Origin of the sequence: Saccharopolyspora sp. CA-218241 (genome assembly GCF_050954615.1) — a bacterium.
GTDB lineage: Bacteria > Actinomycetota > Actinomycetes > Mycobacteriales > Pseudonocardiaceae > Saccharopolyspora > Saccharopolyspora cebuensis.
This window is the reverse complement of sequence record NZ_CP191860.1, coordinates 5,764,947-5,781,214: the sequence shown is the minus strand read 5'-3', so window position 1 is coordinate 5,781,214 and position 16,268 is coordinate 5,764,947. Positions and strand designations below refer to the sequence as shown.

The 16,268-nt window shown below is 72.5% G+C and carries 17 protein-coding genes and 1 pseudogene; 12 read left to right on the top strand and 6 right to left on the bottom strand.

Annotated features, from left to right (window positions below):
- Nucleotides 1-278: 278 nt before the first annotated feature.
- From ACQP0T_RS27410 to ACQP0T_RS27395, 4 genes are read left to right on the top strand one after another with little or no spacing between them, the layout of a single operon-like run.
- Nucleotides 279-581 carry a type VII secretion target gene (locus tag ACQP0T_RS27410; RefSeq protein WP_433870615.1) on the top strand — a complete coding sequence of 101 codons (303 nt, stop codon included), beginning with the start codon at nucleotides 279-281 and terminating at the stop codon, nucleotides 579-581.
- Nucleotides 578-1,858 (top strand): DUF6973 domain-containing protein, encoded by a 1,281-nt coding sequence (locus ACQP0T_RS27405; RefSeq protein WP_433870614.1) that lies wholly within the window; start codon nucleotides 578-580, stop codon nucleotides 1,856-1,858. The genes ACQP0T_RS27410 and ACQP0T_RS27405 overlap by 4 nt, the downstream gene beginning before the upstream one ends.
- 23 nt (nucleotides 1,859-1,881) lie before the next feature.
- A complete protein-coding gene (locus ACQP0T_RS27400) occupies nucleotides 1,882-2,226 on the top strand; it encodes a hypothetical protein (protein ID WP_433870613.1) in 345 nt (114 codons plus the stop codon).
- Nucleotides 2,223-2,624, top strand: coding sequence for a hypothetical protein (locus tag ACQP0T_RS27395; protein ID WP_433870612.1), 402 nt, complete (start codon nucleotides 2,223-2,225; stop codon nucleotides 2,622-2,624). The genes ACQP0T_RS27400 and ACQP0T_RS27395 overlap by 4 nt, the downstream gene beginning before the upstream one ends.
- Nucleotides 2,625-2,787: 163 nt before the next feature.
- On the opposite strand, the gene ACQP0T_RS27390 is transcribed toward ACQP0T_RS27395, so the two are convergent.
- The 3 genes from ACQP0T_RS27390 to ACQP0T_RS27380 all read right to left on the bottom strand — a co-directional run bounded on the left by ACQP0T_RS27390 (nucleotide 2,788) and on the right by ACQP0T_RS27380 (nucleotide 6,608).
- Nucleotides 2,788-4,635: a dynamin family protein gene (locus tag ACQP0T_RS27390; protein WP_433870611.1), complete on the bottom strand. Its 1,848-nt coding sequence runs from the start codon at nucleotides 4,633-4,635 to the stop codon at nucleotides 2,788-2,790.
- On the bottom strand, nucleotides 4,632-4,976 hold the full coding sequence (locus ACQP0T_RS27385) for a nucleotide exchange factor GrpE (RefSeq protein WP_433870610.1): 345 nt from the start codon (nucleotides 4,974-4,976) through the stop codon (nucleotides 4,632-4,634). The genes ACQP0T_RS27390 and ACQP0T_RS27385 overlap by 4 nt, the downstream gene beginning before the upstream one ends.
- Nucleotides 4,977-5,066: 90 nt before the next feature.
- Nucleotides 5,067-6,608 carry a dynamin family protein gene (locus ACQP0T_RS27380; protein WP_433870609.1) on the bottom strand — a complete coding sequence of 514 codons (1,542 nt, stop codon included), beginning with the start codon at nucleotides 6,606-6,608 and terminating at the stop codon, nucleotides 5,067-5,069.
- Between the two features lie 235 nt (nucleotides 6,609-6,843).
- Here ACQP0T_RS27380 and ACQP0T_RS27375 point away from each other — a divergent pair, with 235 nt between their 5' ends.
- The 5 genes from ACQP0T_RS27375 (at nucleotide 6,844) to ACQP0T_RS27355 (ending at nucleotide 11,666) form a co-directional block, all read left to right on the top strand.
- Nucleotides 6,844-8,040 carry a sensor histidine kinase gene (locus ACQP0T_RS27375; RefSeq protein ID WP_433870608.1) on the top strand — a complete coding sequence of 399 codons (1,197 nt, stop codon included), beginning with the start codon at nucleotides 6,844-6,846 and terminating at the stop codon, nucleotides 8,038-8,040.
- Nucleotides 8,041-8,078: 38 nt separating this feature from the next.
- On the top strand, nucleotides 8,079-8,735 hold the full coding sequence (locus ACQP0T_RS27370; RefSeq protein ID WP_433870607.1) for a response regulator: 657 nt from the start codon (nucleotides 8,079-8,081) through the stop codon (nucleotides 8,733-8,735).
- A gap of 52 nt (nucleotides 8,736-8,787) precedes the next feature.
- The gene (locus ACQP0T_RS27365; protein ID WP_433870606.1) at nucleotides 8,788-9,588 is read left to right on the top strand and encodes an HAD family hydrolase; all 801 of its coding nucleotides are present in this window, start codon (nucleotides 8,788-8,790) and stop codon (nucleotides 9,586-9,588) included.
- Between the two features lie 411 nt (nucleotides 9,589-9,999).
- Entirely contained in the window at nucleotides 10,000-10,944 is a 945-nt protein-coding gene (locus tag ACQP0T_RS27360) for an ATP-binding cassette domain-containing protein (protein ID WP_433870605.1), read from the top strand.
- On the top strand, nucleotides 10,941-11,666 hold the full coding sequence (locus tag ACQP0T_RS27355; protein ID WP_433870604.1) for a hypothetical protein: 726 nt from the start codon (nucleotides 10,941-10,943) through the stop codon (nucleotides 11,664-11,666). The genes ACQP0T_RS27360 and ACQP0T_RS27355 overlap by 4 nt, the downstream gene beginning before the upstream one ends.
- Before the next feature lie 414 nt (nucleotides 11,667-12,080).
- On the opposite strand, the gene ACQP0T_RS27350 is transcribed toward ACQP0T_RS27355, so the two are convergent.
- Both ACQP0T_RS27350 and ACQP0T_RS27345 read right to left on the bottom strand, forming a co-directional pair.
- The gene (locus tag ACQP0T_RS27350) at nucleotides 12,081-12,371 is read right to left on the bottom strand and encodes a universal stress protein (protein ID WP_433870603.1); all 291 of its coding nucleotides are present in this window, start codon (nucleotides 12,369-12,371) and stop codon (nucleotides 12,081-12,083) included.
- A gap of 71 nt (nucleotides 12,372-12,442) precedes the next feature.
- Nucleotides 12,443-12,502: pseudogene (locus tag ACQP0T_RS27345) on the bottom strand (hypothetical protein); the annotation flags it as partial.
- Between the two features lie 286 nt (nucleotides 12,503-12,788).
- Here ACQP0T_RS27345 and ACQP0T_RS27340 point away from each other — a divergent pair.
- The 3 genes from ACQP0T_RS27340 to ACQP0T_RS27330 all read left to right on the top strand — a co-directional run bounded on the left by ACQP0T_RS27340 (nucleotide 12,789) and on the right by ACQP0T_RS27330 (nucleotide 16,042).
- Complete coding sequence (locus ACQP0T_RS27340; protein ID WP_433870602.1) at nucleotides 12,789-13,358, top strand: hypothetical protein; 570 nt, start codon at nucleotides 12,789-12,791, stop codon at nucleotides 13,356-13,358.
- Between the two features lie 126 nt (nucleotides 13,359-13,484).
- Nucleotides 13,485-14,129, top strand: coding sequence for a tRNA (guanosine(46)-N7)-methyltransferase TrmB (trmB, locus tag ACQP0T_RS27335; protein WP_433873860.1), 645 nt, complete (start codon nucleotides 13,485-13,487; stop codon nucleotides 14,127-14,129).
- 743 nt (nucleotides 14,130-14,872) lie between these two features.
- On the top strand, nucleotides 14,873-16,042 hold the full coding sequence (locus tag ACQP0T_RS27330) for a nitric oxide synthase oxygenase (RefSeq protein WP_433870601.1): 1,170 nt from the start codon (nucleotides 14,873-14,875) through the stop codon (nucleotides 16,040-16,042).
- A 92-nt stretch (nucleotides 16,043-16,134) separates the two neighbouring features.
- On the opposite strand, the gene ACQP0T_RS27325 is transcribed toward ACQP0T_RS27330, so the two are convergent.
- Nucleotides 16,135-16,266 carry a hypothetical protein gene (locus ACQP0T_RS27325; RefSeq protein WP_345360542.1) on the bottom strand — a complete coding sequence of 44 codons (132 nt, stop codon included), beginning with the start codon at nucleotides 16,264-16,266 and terminating at the stop codon, nucleotides 16,135-16,137.
- Nucleotides 16,267-16,268 lie beyond the last annotated feature (2 nt).

Sequence of the window (16,268 nt, the reverse complement as noted above, 5' to 3'; positions counted from 1 at the left end):
CCATCCTGGCACGAAACCGGGCCCTTCCGTGAGCCCTGCCACAGGGGGAAGGCTCGGCCGAGCCCGCCCGCGGATCACCGTACGACCGCGCCCCCGGCGGAGAATCCGCAGGTCATCAAAGCAAATCAGGGGGCCATCGCACCCCCAACTTGGCCCCGACCCGCCCCCGCCGCTGACGTGAATTCGCCACGGGTCCGCGGCGGGGACGAATCCGTTTCGTTCTGCTTACGCGCCTGGACCGATTTGAGTACCTTGATCGCACGATCGAGGAGGGGGTCATGACGGGATTCGAAGTGCGGCCCGAGGAGCTCGCCGCGGCGGGCCGGATGCTCGGCACCCTCGCTGAGGACGCCCACGCGCTGACCGGGACTTGGACGGGAGCCACCTCCGACGCGGCCGGAGCGTTCCCCGACTCGGCTTCCGCCGAGGCGTTCAACGCGCTCCAGCAGGACCTGGCGAAATCGCTCGGCGGGCACGTCCGGGCCCTCGGCGAACTCGCCACCGCGGTGCGCGACAGCAGCGTCGACTACGACCGCACCGACGCCGGAGCCGCCTCGACCGTGGGCGGATCCGCCTCGTGATCGCCGTGGCCGAACTCGCCCAGCGGGCCGACGGCCTCGGCTCGCTCGCCGGTGCGCTGAATCCCGCGAACCTGGTCGGTGCCATCCGCGACGGGATTTCGCAGCTCGACGAACCCCCTGGTGACGCCGACGCGCTCGACGACCTCGCCGCCGAGTTCAGCAAGGCGGGCGGACAACTGCGCGCCCTCGGTGAGGAGCTGGTCCAGGACTGCGTGGCCAAGCTGAAAGGGGCGGGGGAGGGTGACGCCTTGGCCGCGGCTGCGCAGCAGGTCACCAGCACCGCCGACGCCGTGCTAGGTGACGCCGACCGGCTACTCGCCGCCGGTGAGGTGCTGGGCAGCTTCGCCGAGGCGGTCCGCGCGGGAACCCGCGACCACGGTGCGCTGGTGCAGGATCTGCTCGACCTGGGCAACACCGCCGCGGGAGGCTCGCTCGCCGAGCTGGTCGGGCGGGTCGGCGGCGCCCTCAGCGGTGCGGCCGACGTGCTGCGGCGCTTCCTCGTCGACGGCGAGGAGACCGCGCTCGCGCTCAACGGCCTCGTGCACGCCGCCGAGGACAGCGGCGGGCCCGGCTCGAAGGACGGCGGCAAACCGACCCCGGAGGAGATCATCGAGCGCTACCAGGTCGCCGAGGACCCGGGTGGGATGGTCGACTACCCCGACGGCGTGGCCGGTTGGCTGGCGGGCAAGCTCGGCGTCGGACCGATCGAGATGACGGCCATCGAAGCCGAGCACATGGACGACATCGGCCCGGTCGGCGCCAAGGACGCCTACGACATCTACAAGACCGCCCTCAACCGCGCCGAGAACGTCTTCGAAGGCCAAGGTGAGACGCACGGGCACTCCGACGCGTTCCGGCACGCGTACTGGAACGCCATGCTCACGCAGCGGTTCGGCGAGGAGTGGACGGCGTCGTACACGACCGCGCACGAGCGCGTCCCGGACCAGCCGCGCGCCGAGGAGGCCATGGACCTGCACAACAACGAGGTCGGCCGCCGGATCGCGATGGAGAATCCCGATTCTTCCCCGGAGGAGCTCGAACAGCTCGTCGCCGATGCGGTGCGCGGCGGGGAGATGGTGGTCATCACCCCGGAGCAGGACCTCTCCTACAGCGATGACATCGAGATGGGCCGGACCTTCGACCCGGAGGACGACCCGACCGGTTCCGGCATCGACCACGACGCCCCCGCGCCGGAGCACACCACCGAGGGCAACTGGTCCGGCGGGTACAACCCCGGCAGCGACGGCGACAGCTACGGCACCGCCCAGAACGACTGAGCGACCGATGGAGGCGCAACGGCGTGATCACCAAGGATCCGGAACTCACCGAACGGCTGCGCGCGCTCAGCAGGTGCGGCGGCGAGGTGCGGTTCGCCGACCTCGCGCCCGGTGACTGGGACCGGGTGCACGTGTTCGGCGAGGGCGTCACCCGCGAGCGGGTCGAGCGCACCCTCGGTAGCCCGGTGCCGATGGACGAGTTCTTCATGACCAGCGGCCACCTGCTCGCTTTCCAGCGCGGGGCGCAGGTGCGCCGGATCGTGCTGAGCACTCCGGCGAACCTCGCCACCGGCAGCTACTCGGCTGACGCGGTGCTGCGGGTGGACGCTCCGCTGCGCCCGGCGATCATTCGGGTGGTGGAGCCGTGAGGCGGCTGTTCGGCGGTCTGCTGCTGGCCGCGCTGCTGGTCACCGGCTGCGCGACCGAGGTGGCGGACGGGGAGCGGCTCACCGCGGGCATCGAGCGGCTGCGCGCCGAGGGCGGTGAGCGCCCGCTCAAGGCGCTGGTGCCCGGCGACTGGGACACCGCGCACGTGATTCTCGGCCCGGCGACCTCGGAAGCCATCGACGAGCAGGTCGGCCACCGCACCGGCCTCGGCGATTTCCTCACCGAGCGCGCCGAGCTGCTGGTGCTCACCCGCGACGGCGAGCTGGAGCGCGCGGTGCGCATCTCCACCCGGGGCATCCCGGAGGGCAGCTACCGCGCCACCGTCCGCCTCCGCGCCCCCGGCGGCCCCGGCTCCGAGCTGGACCTCGTCGGCGGGTGACCCGTCAACGGCGGCTGACCCGTTCGTGTCCTGAGTGAGGGGCACCCTTGCCCCAGTATGTTCGGCAAGGGTGCCCCTCAAATGAGGCGCGAACGGGCGTCGGCCCGGTGTGTCGGACCCCGTCCCCGTGCCCCCGCGGCCCCGCGTGCAGGCCCCCGGTGGGTCAGGGCTGGGGTGCGTCGCGGAGCGTGCGGATGGCGGTGAGCAGCTTCTCGGCGCGGTCGCGTCCGGAGGTGGCCTCGGCGATCCGGCGGTCGAGGTCCTGGACCTGCTCGCCGCGCTCGGCGGCGTCCAGCTTCAGCGCCTGGTCCACCTCGCGCAGCTCCGCCTCGATGCCCTCGATCCGCTTGGCCAGCGCGTCGTCCAGGGCCAGCGACAACTGCTGCTCGGCCTCGATGAGCTGCTCGGCGACGAGCTGGTCCAGCGCCGACCGGGCGTCCGCGATGGCCTCGGTGAGCCACTGCTTGAGGTGCTGCTTGTCGGCCGCGTGCTTGCGGGTGCGGGCCATCCACCAGCCCGCGCCGAGCCCGAGCACGATGGTCACCGGCAGCACGACCGGGTTCAGCGCGGCCACCCCGAGCCCGGCCAGCGGCATCGCCGCCGCCCGCCCCACCCCGAGCCCGCCGGACACGCCCATGAACACCAGCAGCTTGTCCTCGGCGGTCGGCGGTCGCCGGTCCGGTGGGCGCAGCGCGATCGGCGCCTGCACGCCCCGCGCGAACTGCGACCGGATCACGTCCAGCTCCTCGGCGGAGAACAGGTCGGCCAGCGCGTGCTCGGCGACCTGCGCCAACCGCGCGGAGAGCTGACCGGCGACCCGCGTCGAGGCCATCTGCAGCGCCACGTCCACCTGCTGCGGGAGCTGGGCGAGCTGCGCGCGGTCGGCGGTGTCGATGGCCCGGCGGAACCAGTTCTGCACGTCGCGGACCTGCCGGGTGACCTCGTGGCCGGACTCGACCCGGGTGCGCTGGACCTCACCGCGCAGCTTGACCTGCCAGCCCCGGGTCGACGACCGCCGCTCGGCGGCCAGCTCGTCGCGCCGCCGCCGCAGCACCTCCGCCTCGTCCTCCCCGACGCTCAGCGCCCGCTTCCGGCCCGCCAGCGTCACCCGGAGCTCGCCGAGCACGGTGGCCAGCGCGCGCATCGTGTTGGCCTCGCCGAGCATCGCCGTCCGGCCGCCGATCAGCTGCTCCAGCGCGCTGCGCAGCTCGCCGATCCCGGAGCGCTCCAGCAGCGCCGCCGCGGCCTGCTCGCTCGGCGCCCGCGCGGCCAGCTCCTGCATCCGCGCCGAGACCGGGTGGATCGGCAGCTCGGCGAACCGGGGCGCGTGCTCGGCCAGCAGCGCGCGGTCGGCCTCCAACACCTGCCGCCAGCCCCGGTGCAGATCGGTCTTGGCCAGCGCGAACACCACGGTCTCCACGCGTTCGGCGACCCGGCGCAGGAAGTCCAGCTCGCCCCGGGTGAACGGGGCCGAGGCGTCCACCACGAACAGCAGCGCGGTGGCCGAGGCGGCGGCCTCCATCGCCAGCTCGCCGTGGACCTCGTCCAGCCCGCCGACGCCGGGCGTGTCCACCACCGACACCTGCTCCAGCGCGTCCAGCGGCGCCGTCACCTGAACGTGGCGCGGGGGCAGCCGCCCCTCCGGCAGCCGGCCGCCGACGCTGACCCAGTCGGCCAGCTCGGCGGGATCGAACGGCACCGGGTCCTGGTGCGGGTAGCAGGCCCGGGCCGCCCACTCCGGCCCGTGCTCGAACCGCAGGTACGTCGTGGTCGCCACGTCGGCGTCCACCGGGGAGAGCCCCGGCTGCCCGACGAGCGCGTTGACCAGCGAGCTCTTGCCCCGGTTGGTCTCCCCGACGACCACCACGCTGGGCGTCGCGGGCCGGTTCCGGCGCACCGACGCGACCCAGTCGGCGGCCCGCGGATCGGCCTCCCGGAGCAGCGCGAGGAGCTGGTCCCGGGTCTGCTTCACCTGCTGCGGCAGCGCGGCGGTGGTGATCGGCGAGCTCATGCCGAGGCCCCGGCGGGCTGGTAGACGGTGACCACCGGCGGGCGCAGCACCCGCTCGCGATCGGCGAAGCCGAGGACCTCGGTCTCGGCGATGGTGCCGATCAGCGCCGGGTCGTCGGTCGGCGCGGTGCCGCCCGCCTCGTGGTGCGCCGGGTCGAACCGCTGCCCGTCGGGCCGCAGCGCCGTGACCCCGATCCGCCCCAGCCCCTCGGCGAGCCGCTCCACCACGCCCGCGCTGCGGGCCCGGTCCATCGCGTACACGCACAGCTCGATCAGGGTCGCGCGCTCGGTCAGGGCGCGGTCGAGCGGATCGGTGACGGCATCGCTGGTCATGGCATCCATGTCCTCACCACCTCGGCATCGCCAGCCCCCGGCCGGCCCTCGACGTCTCCGACGCGGCCCCCGATCGCCGCGTTCCCCCGGTCGGGGAAATCACCGCCGCTCACCGCGGAGCTGCTGCCAGATCAGGAAGTAGGCGCGGTGCACCACGTGCGCCACCCGGGCCTGCGCGGGGGTGGCGCCGAACGAGGAGAACGACCGCCACCAGCCCGCCCGTTCCAGCGCGTAGTCGGCGAGCTCCTGGTGCCCGTGCCCGACCAGGCCGAGCTGCTCGGCGGCGTCGGTGCTGCTGCCCACCCGCACGACCTCCTCGGCGAGGTCCGCCGGCATGTCCACCGCCCCGGCGGCGACCAGCGTCAACGCCTCCAGCACCCGGAGCTGGTGCGCCTCCGGCCTGGCCAGCAGCACCTCGATGGCGTCGTGCACGCGCTGCCGCTCGCCCGGGTCCCCGGAGGCGTGCGCGAGCGCGGTCACCGACGCCAGCGCGGCGGCGGCCTTGATCCCGTCCGCGCGGGCGCGGAACACCGCGTCGAGCCTGCCGAGCACGGCGGCGAGCCCGGAGGAGTCCAGCAGCGCCCGGCGCAGCGCCCCGGCCGTCAGCCCGGGATCGGCGTCCAGGGCGGCCAGCGCCCGCTTGACGCCGAACAGGTCCATCCGCTCCAGCAACCCGGCTCGCACGCCTTCCGGGACGTCGCACTCCCAGCTCGTGAACAGGTCGGCCGACAGCAGCAGCGTCTCCCGGGTGACCTCGTCGAGCGCGGCCAGCGAGCGCAGCGCCTCGGCGTCGGCAGTGGTGAACGCCCCCGTCTCGGCGGTCTCGGCGAGCAGCCCGATCACCGGCAGCACGTCGGCGACCCGGGACCCCAGCAGCCGCGCCTGCGTCTCGGCGAGCCGGGCGGCGGTGCCCCACACCTCGCCGGCCTCGTCCGGGTCGAGGGTGTCGGCCTTGTTGAGCACCGCGATGGCGTTCACCGGACCGGCTTCGCGGCTGGCGGTGGCGGCGGTGAACGAGGCGAGCGCGTCCTGGTCGTCGGCGCGCACGCCCTGGGTGACCACGTAGAGCACGGCTTCGGCACCCGCGACGGCGTTGCGCGACACCGGGTCCAGGTCGGCGGGTTCCTCGGTGCCGAGGAGTTCCTCGGTGCGCGCCACCGAGGCGCTGTCCAGCGAACCGAGGCCGGGGGTGTCGATGACGGTGAGGTCGCGCAGCACCGCGTTGGTCAGGTACGCCTCCAGGTGCGAGACGGTGCCGCTGTCCACCCCGAGGTCGGCGGGGATGCCGCCGTCGGCGTCGAACGGCACGGCCTGCTTGCGGCCGTCCCGGAAGACGACCTCGACGCGGTCCACCGTGCCGTACTGGAAGCGGGTCACCAGCCGGGTGCACTCGCCGACGTCGGTGGGCGCGACCCGACGGCCGATCAGCGCGTTGACCAGGGTGGACTTGCCGGACTTGATCCGGCCCGCGACGGCGACCTGCAACGGCGCCGCCAACCGCCGCAGCACCTCGCCGAACCCGGCGGCGGTGCGCTCGGACACCTGCGGTTGCAGACCGGTGCACAGCCGCGCGACAGCGGCCGACAGCGGACCGGCCCCGTGCTGACCGGCCCAGTGCTGCTGTTCGGTTGCCGTGCTCACGTCGACCTCTCGTCCCACCGATCCAGCGGCCCATCCTGCCACGAGCCGCCCCTCGCCCGGGCGGGGAACTACGACCTCGGGAGCACTCCCGGACGGTCCCCGGGACCGACGGCGCGGGGCCTCCGAACCGTGTCGTTCGAAGCGGCGCCAGCCGCTCGCCACCAGCACCGCTGAGGTTCCGCTGTCCGCACCGCTGCGCAGGACGGGCACCGCGAAGAGCGCTTAACCTCGGGCAATGCGGAGGTTGAGCCTGTGGCTGAGCGCGCACCCGGTGGTCGGCGACAGCGCGATCGCCGCGGTGGTGCTGCTGCTGCACCTGTGGTCGCTCGACATCTCCGGGCAGGGCATGTGGGTTCCGCTGTACGTGCTGACCGGGCTGCTGGTGGCCGCGGCGCTGGTGGGGCGCAGGCGGTGGCCGGTGCCCGCCGCCTACACAGCGCTCGGCGGGCTCGGGATCGCCTCGGTCGCGCAGTACGGGCCGCACCTGTCGATCGGGACGCTCGTCCCGTGCCTGATGATCTACACCCTGGTCGCCTACACCAGCAGGCCGATCGCCACGCTCTACACCGTCCTGGTCGGGGTGTTCTCCGTGGTGCGGTTGTTCACCAACCGGACGCTGCCGGACGACGTGCTCGGCCTGGTGCTGATCCAGCTCGCGTTCTTCGCCGTCATCGCCGGGTTCTGCTGGATGCTCGGCGAGTTCATCGGGGCCCGCCGCGCCTACCACGCGGAGGTGGAGCGGCGGCTGCGCAACCTGGAGTTCGAGCGCGACCAGCGGGCCCGGATCGCGGTCGCCGAGGAGCGCAACCGGATCGCCCGCGAGCTGCACGACGTGCTCGCCCACTCGGTCAGCGTGATGATCACCCAGGCCGACGGCGCCGGGTACGCGATGCCGGCCCGGCCGGAACTGGTGGAGCGGGCGCTGCGGGCGATCAGCGGCACCGGCCGCACCGCGCTCGCCGAACTGCGGGAACTGCTCACCGTGCTGCGCGACACCGACACCCCCGGCGAGCGGGCGCCGCAGCCGTCCGCCGAAGGGCTGCACGAGCTCGTCGACCGGGTGCGCGGGCTGGGGCTGCCGGTGCGGCTGGCGATGTCCGGCGACCTGGCCGGGCTGCCCACCGGCATCGGGCTGAGCCTCTACCGGATCGTGCAGGAGTCGCTGACCAACACCGTCAAGCACAGCGGTCCGGGAACCACCGCCGCGGTGCGGGTGGACAACGACGGCTCCCGGGTGCTGGTCGAGGTGGTCGACGACGGCACCACCGCGCGGACCTCCGGGCTGGCCTCCGGGGGCAACGGGCTGATCGGGCTGCGGGAGCGCGCCGCGGTCTACGGCGGCACGCTCGACGCCGGTCCGGCGGCGGGCGGCGGCTGGCGGGTGCGGGCGGAACTGCCGCTGGCGGCCCGGTCGGAACCCGCGGCGAAGTAGCGGCGTTGCGCCGCGTCGCGGGCTCTAGGCTGGTCGGCATGGTGCGGGTGCTGCTGGTGGACGACCAGGAACTCATGCGGATGGGTTTCCGGATGGTCCTGGATTCGCAGGACGACGTCGAGGTCGTCGGCGAGGCGGGCGACGGCGAGCGCGCCGTCGAGCTGGCCGCCGAGCTGCACCCGGACGTGGTGCTGATGGACATCCGGATGCCGGGCGTGGACGGCGTGGAGGCGACCCGCCGGATCGCGGCGGCCGACACGGCGAAGGTGCTGGTGATGACCACCTTCGACCTCGACGAGTACGCCTTGGCGGCGCTGCGCGGCGGGGCCAGCGGGTTCCTGCTCAAGGACACCCCGCCGGAGAACCTGGTCTCGGCGGTGCGCTCGGTGGCCAGCGGCGACGCGGTGGTCGCGCCCAGCGTCACCCGCAGGCTGCTGGACCGGTTCGTGCCCGAGGGCAGCGGTCCGCTGCGCGACGCCTCGGTGCTCGACGTGCTCACCGACCGGGAGCGCGAGGTGCTGGTGCTGGTCGCCAAGGGGCTGTCCAACACCGAGCTCGCCGCCGAGCTGTACTTGTCCGAGGCGACGGTGAAGACCCACTTCGGCCGGGTGCTGTCCAAGTTGGACCTGCGGGACCGGGTGCAGGCCGTGGTGCTCGCCTACGAGACGGGCCTGGTCCGGCCCGGGGAGTCGTGATTTCGGCCTCGCGCCGGAACGCCCCGCGGGCTCGCCCGGCTACCCTGCGGTCGTGCCCGACGCGACCTGGAAGCCCCGCCTGATCGCCCTCGACGTCGACGGAACCCTGTTGGACCCCGACACCCAGACCATCTCCGCGGCGGTGCGCACCTCGGTGCGGCGCGCGGTCGACGCGGGTGCCGAGGTGATCGTCGCGACCGGCCGCAGCATGCTGGGCGCCCTGCCGGTGCTGGCGGACCTCGGCCTGACCCGGGGCGTGGCGCTGTGCTCCAACGGCGCGGTGGTGCTCGACGCGGCCACCGGTGAGGCGGTGTCGGTGGAGACCTTCGAACCGGCGCCGGTGGTGGCCGCGCTCGCCCGCCGGGTGCCCGGCTCGATCCTGGCCGTCGAACGGCTCGGCGAGGGGAACCTGGTCACCGCGCCGTTCGGCCCGGACGAGCTGCACGGCCCGCAGCACGTCGGCACGGTCGAGGACGTGACCGCCGGACCGGTGCCCAGGCTGGTCGCCAACTGGGTCGGGCACGAGCCCGCCGAGGTCGTCGCGGCGATGCGCGGCGCGGTGCTGCCCGGCGCGACCTACACGCTGGACCACTACGAGCCGTGGGTGACGGTGGTGCCGCAGGACGTCACCAAGGGCGCGGCGCTGGAGAAGCTGCGCGCCGAGCTGGGCATTCCGGCGGCGGAGACCTTCGCCGCCGGTGACGGGGACAACGACGTCCAGATGCTGGAGTGGGCCGCGCACGGCGTCGCGATGGGCCAGGGGCCCGCGGTCGTGCACGCCGCCGCCGACGAGGTCACCGCACCGGTCGCCGAGGACGGGCTGGCCGCGGCCCTGGACCGCTGGTTCCGCTGACCGCGGCCCCTTCGGCTGGGCCGCTTTCAGAGGGCTTGCGTGGCGGTGCGGGTAGCGGAACCCCAGCGGTCTTCTCGCTGCGGGATCCCACTTCGTACACGGCCCGCGGCGGTGCCGGTTGACGGCCTCACCGCATGCGGCTCCGCCGCATGGTGAAGACCCGGAGTGAGGGGCGCCCTGCCCCCGGTGACCTGGTACGGGGTGCCACGTCCCGAACGGCGAGGACCGCGGGGATTGCTCCGGGGTGAGGTCGGGGTGGCCCCTGAGGCGCGTGGGGTCGCTCGCGGGGTTCACTACGACCTGAGGCTGACCCAGGTCCAGACGAGGGGCCGATGTGCTCCGACCGTGGGGACTGCCACCCTTAGCAGGTGACCCCCGAGCGGGGGAAAGTTCGCGGGAGCGGGAGCAGACATGATCGAGGCGATCGGCCTCACCAAGCGCTACGGGAAGAAGGTGGTGGTGAACAACCTGACGTTCACCGCCAAGCCGGGCAAGGTCACCGGCTTCCTCGGCCCGAACGGGGCGGGCAAGTCCACCACCATGCGGATGGTCCTGGGGCTCGACCGGCCGACGGCGGGCGAGGTCCGCATCGACGGTCGCGCCTACCGCGACCTGAAGCACCCGCTGCGCACCGTGGGGGCGCTGATGGACGCCAAGTGGGTCCACCCGAACCGGTCGGCCCGCACCCACCTGCGCTGGCTGGCGAAGTCCAACGGCATCCCGGGCGGCCGGGTCGACGAGGTGCTCGGCATGGTCGGCCTGGAAGAGGTGGCCGGTCGCAACGCGGGCGGGTTCTCGCTGGGCATGTCGCAGCGGCTGGGGATCGCCGGCGCGCTGCTCGGCGACCCGCAGGTGCTGATGTTCGACGAGCCGGTCAACGGGCTGGACCCGGAGGGCATCCACTGGATCCGCCGGTTCATGCAGGGCCTGGCCGCCGAGGGGCGGACCGTGCTGGTGTCCAGCCACCTGCTCTCCGAGATGGCGCTGACCGCCGAGGAGCTGGTGGTCATCGGGCGCGGCGAGCTGATCGCCGAGTGCAGCACCGAGGAGTTCGTCACCAACGCGGGTGACCGTTCCGTGCTGGTCCGCACGCCGCAGGTGCCGGTGCTGCAGAAGGCGCTGGTCGAAGCGGGCCTGAGCGTCCAGTCCACCGAGACCGACACGCTGGTCGTCGAGGACGCCAGCACCGACCAGATCGGGGAGCTGGCGGCCGAACGCGGCGTCGTGCTGCACGAGCTGTCCGCCCGCCAGGGCTCCTTGGAAGAGGCGTTCATGCAGATGACCAGTGGTGCCGTGGAGTACCAGACGCAACTGCGCGGCGACGGCTCCGACCAGCTCGCGGGGGTGGCCCGATGACCTTGCTCGCCGTGGAGCGGATGAAGCTGTTCTCCACCCGGTCGCCGTGGTGGTGCATCTCCCTCGCGCTGGTGCTGACCGTCGGCATGGCGGCGATGATGGCCTGGCAGTGGGACGGGCCGATGACCCTGGGGATGACCCAGGGCGGACGTCAGCTCGGCATGATGGTGATGCTGGTGCTGGCGGCGCTGTCGGTGACCACCGAGTACCGCTTCGGCACCATCCGGGCGACGTTCCTCGCGGTGCCGAACCGGATCGCCGCGCTGGTCGCCAAGGCCGTGGTCGTCGCGGTGCTGGCGCTGGTCGTCGGCGAGGTCGCGGCCTTCGGGTCGTGGGGCCTGGCCGGGGTGCTCTCACCCGAATCCGACTTGGCGCTGTCCGGTGTGGACGCGTGGCGGCAGGTCGCGGGCGGCGGGCTGATCTACGGGCTCTGCGCGATCCTCGCCGTGGGGGTCGGCGCGCTGGTGCGGCAGAGCGCCGGGGCGATCACCCTGCTGCTGATGTGGCCGCTGCTGCTGGAGAACCTGATCTCGCTCATCCCCAACATCGGGCCGGAGATCCAGAAGTGGATGCCGTTCAGCGCGGTGAGCCACTTCCTCGCGGCGGACGGCTCGGGATCGGACATGCCGTTCGGCCAGTGGGCCGCCCTCGGCTACTTCGCGGCGGTCTCGGTGGCGGTGTTCGCGCTGGCGCTGTTCGTCACGCACCGCAGGGACGCCTGACCAGCCGGTACTGATCAACAGGGGAACCTACCATGATCAACGCATCGAAGGCCCTGGTGGTGCGGTCGGCGCACGGTGTTACCCGGGGCGGCCGAGAGGCTGATCACGTCGGGCGATAAGATCGCGGCGAGGTAGCGCCCAGCTCCGCGGTAGTCCCCAGTGGACACCAGCGGTGGCGCGGGCAGGCACAACAGGATCGACCGACTGCATCAGCGCTCGGGGGCGCCAGCGGTCGGGACGGGGGAGGGCCCGGGCTGTCATTCGGGGGATGGCCCGGGCCCTGTGCTGTCCGAGGTCTTCCCCGGAGGGAGCGGTTCGCCCGTTTCGGTGGTTCTGCCGGTTCGGTGTTGTCGCGCCGTGCCGCGGTGCGCGTCGGGCAGGCGTCCGCGCTGCGCGGCGACGGCTCCCCGGCGGTCAGACGTTGGGGCGAACGACCAGGACCGGGCACGCGGCGTGCCGCACGCACTGCTCGGCGACCGAGCCGAGCATGAGTCCCGCGAAGCCGCCGCGACCGCGGTGGCCGACGACGATGACGTCGGCGCCCTTCGAGGCGGACAGCAGCGCGTGCGGGGAAGGTGCGTGCGCGACGTGGTAGCGGATCGTGATGCCGGGGTCCTCGCCGATCCGCTTCGCCACGATCCGCTGGGTGTCCTTGAGGACCTCGTCGTGGAACTGGTCGACGCTCGGGATGGCGTTCGGGGGCAATCCGGTGGACGCGGTGCGGTCCGGATGCTCCAGGCGCGCACCACGTGCAGCACCGCATCGCGGATGCGGGCTTCGTCGGCCGCGATGGCCAGGGCCCGCAACGAGGACGGGGAGCCGTCGACGCCGACCACGACGCCGCCGTCGACCTCGACGTGCTGAATCGTCTGATCTGCCACGAGTCCACTCCAACCCCCGGCCTCCGGCTTGTCGAGTTGACCAGCGCCGGGACTCGGAAACAGGCCGCCAGTATGTGAGGTTTACCACAATACATCCGTTTCTGCGGTTCACCCATCGGCCGTGGGTAGGGCATTATGTGAGAACAGTGCTCCGCACCAGCGTTGCTCGGGGCATGGGTCGATCAAGGGCGGCCCACTCCTGCTGGGTCCGCGCTTGCCAACAGCAGATGGGGTGGGCCACATGGTGCATTCGACTGACGAGTCGGCGCTGAACGCCGCGCGGGACGAAGAGCGGGCGCGGCGCTCCGAGGTCCTGCTGGAACCGGTCCCCCACCTGGAATGGTCGTTGGCGACCGAGGCGCACCCACCCCCGCCCGAACCCGCCACCCCCGCTTCGCTGCGTCGCAGCTGGATCCACCGCGCGACGGAGGAGCAGGTCCTCGGCCTGTACCGGAAGCTGCACGGCTCCGACCGGCGGCTGCCCGCCCCGTGGTGGCTGCGCGCCCTCGATCGGGGTGAGATCGAATCCCGCGCGGCGGCGTTCGAGATCGAGGACGAGGTGCACCACGTGCTGAGCGAGCGCCCCGGCTGGGTGTTCGTGCCGTGGGCGGGGATCAGCGAGGCGGGTTTCTGGGAGTACGCGCCGTCCGACCGCGCTCCCATGATGATGCCCACCACCGTGGTGCTCACCGATGAGCACCGGGGCTGGCTGAGCGTCGTCCCGGCGCACCGGGACACCCCCCCGCTGCCGGTACCGATCAGCGGGATGCCGGGGCTGGTCGCGGCGCTCCCGCAGATCGAGACCTGGTGAGGTCGGGCGGTCGGTCGCCGGTTGTCGTCGTCCTCGCGCGGTTTGCGATACTGGCTCCCTGTGAATGCCTCTGACCAGCAGGTTCCGTTCCGCCAGGTTGTCAGCTACGTCCAGCGCGGTGAGCGGATGACGGTGGGCCAGCAGCGCGCGTGGGACCGGCACTGGCCGGAACTCGGCGCGGAGGTAGCCGGGCTGCCCGACGGACCGCTCGACACCGCGACGTGGTTCGACCGCACCGCGCCGGTCGTGCTGGAGATCGGCTCCGGCATGGGCGAGACGACGGCGCAGCTCGCCGCTGCCCAGCCCGAGGTGAACTACCTGGCGGTGGAGGTCTACAAGCCGGGGCTCGCCCAGCTCCTGCTGCGCGCGGAGAACTTCGGCGTGACCAACCTGCGCCTCCTCCGAGGTGATGCCGTCGTCCTGCTGCGCGAGCACCTGGCCCCGGGGTCGCTGGACGAGGTCCGGATCTACTTCCCGGACCCGTGGCCGAAGAAGCGCCACCACAAGCGGCGGCTCGTGCAGCCGGAGACGGTCGGGTTGGTCGCCTCCCGACTCGCCCCCGGCGGTGTGCTGCACCTGGCGACGGACTGGGAGAACTACGCGGAGCAGATGCTGGAGGTCTGCGAGGCAGAACCGCTGCTGCGCAATCGCCACGCCGACGAACCCGGCGGCTGGGCCCCGCGGCCCGACTGGCGGCCGGTGACGAAGTTCGAGAACCGCGCCCACGACGAGGGCCGTGTCATCCGGGACCTGATCTTCGAACGCCCCTGAAGAACCGAGCCGTACCCGGGCCGAGTCCTACCTGGGCCGAGTCACCTCGTGAGGCACGGGTCGCGCCTGAGGTCGAGTCGGCTCGTGAGGCTCTTGGCTGTCCATGAGGGTCGAGTTGCTCGCTGAGGGCTGAGTCGCGTTCGTCATGAGGCTCGTGGGCTGAGTTGCGCATGAGGGTCGAGTCGCTCGTGAGTCGTCGAGTCCCGCCTGGGCCATTCGTTCCGGCGGACGACTTGGGGCACCACTCCACCAGGTCACGAGCGCAGCGTCCTGGTCGGAGCATTGCCATCGGGCGCTCGGGCCGGTGCAGTCGCCGCGCGGTGCGAGCCGGGGAAGAACCATCGGCAAGAGGCCGAGAGCATCGCCTCTCGGGCAGCCGGGCAGCCGGGCAGCCGGGCAGCCGGGCAGCCGGGCAGCCGGGCAGTGCTCGGGCCGTCGGGTGGTCGGGCAGTGTTCGGGTGGCTGGGTCGTCGGGTCGCCGCCGACCGCCGCCAGGAGCCCCGCACGTGTTGCTTCCGGGCTCGTCGGTCGGTTGCTGCTGTCGGTCCTGCCGCCAAGGCCGAGTACGTCGCCTGCGTCGGTCCTACCTGTTCGGGCTATCGCCACCGAGGTCGCGTTTCGGTGACTAATTCACCCGAAAGAATGCTCAATCGGCGGCTGCGCGTCACGATAGGGTCGTAACGGCGCGTGCTTCGCCTTGTTGACGAGGCCGCATTGTTCACCTGAAAGGCGACCCATGTGCGGTGACGCGTGAGCGTGCTCGGCGACTACGTTGTGACGTCGTGACGGTCATTCGCGACGGAGTGGTGCTTGCGAGCGCGGAACGAGGCGGTCGTCCGTCCACGCCGGCGCATCGCGAGCAACTCGCGGACATCGACGCCGCAGAGGACTTCCTCCGCGCCTACCACGATGCGCATCCGGCATCCGGCTCGCTCGCCGACCGGTTGGCCGAGGTGCGCGCCGAGATCGCCAGGTCCGGTACGTACCGGCACACCGCGGCCGAGTTGGCCTACGGAGCGCGAGTGGCGTTGCGCGACAGCGGCTGGTGCACCAGTGGTGTGCCGTGGCGGCGGCTGAAGGTCCGCGACCTGCGTGGGATCCGCAACGCTCCGGCGGTCGCCGAAGAATGCTTCGAGCACCTCCGGTTGGCCACCCACGGCGGCAAGATCCAGCCGCTGGTCACCGTCTTCGCGCCCGACGCGCCGTACCGACCGGGGCCTCGGATCTGGAACGAACAGGTCGTTCGGTACGCGGGGTACGAGTCGGCCGACGGAACCGTGCTCGGCGATGCCCGGTACACCGGTTTCACCGCTGCGGCCCAGCGGCTCGGCTGGAAGCCGCCCACGCAACGGAGCAAGTTCGACCACCTTCCGCTCGTCGTGGAGACCGCGAGCGAAGGGCCGCAGGTCTTCACCCTGCCGCGCGACGTCGTCCACGAGGTCCCGTTGGAGCACCCCGAGCTGCCGTGGTTCGTGGAGCTCGGACTTCGCTGGCACACCGTTCCGCTCATCAGCAACATGCGGTTGCTCATCGGTGGTATCTCCTATCCGGCTGCTCCGTTCAACACGTGGTTCGTGGGGACCGAGATCGGTACCCGGGGCTTGGCCGACGAGAACGCCTACGGCGTCACCCGCACGGTCGCCGCCCGCTTGGGCTTGGACACCCGCTCGGAGCGGAGCCTCTGGCGGGACCGGGCGATCGTCGAGATCAACCGCGCCGTGCTGTTCTCCTTCGACTCGGCGCGGGTCACGGTCACCGATCACCACACCGAAGCCCTGCACCGGCTCGCCTGGTTGCGCGCCGGGCCGCGCAACGGTGTGCACCGGCCGGCGTTCACGCTGGCCAAGCAAGCCGCTCACCGCGCTCGTCACGGTTCCCCGCCTTGCTTCGAGGAACGCGCGGGCCGGAGCTGAGCTACCGGCCCAGGGCGCTGGGTCCCGGACTGCGGCGGAGCGTGCCTCCGGGGCCCCCGAATCGCGACGTCGGTGCATGGTGGGTCGTTTCCTCACTCGGCGGTGCGGTGGCCGGGCTGCGGAAGCCGATCCCAGACGTCCGGCAGCACCGAGCTGACTGCCATCAGAACGAGGACGAACACGGCAGCGGCGGAGCCGATGATGGTGAAAGCGTCGGCGAACATTT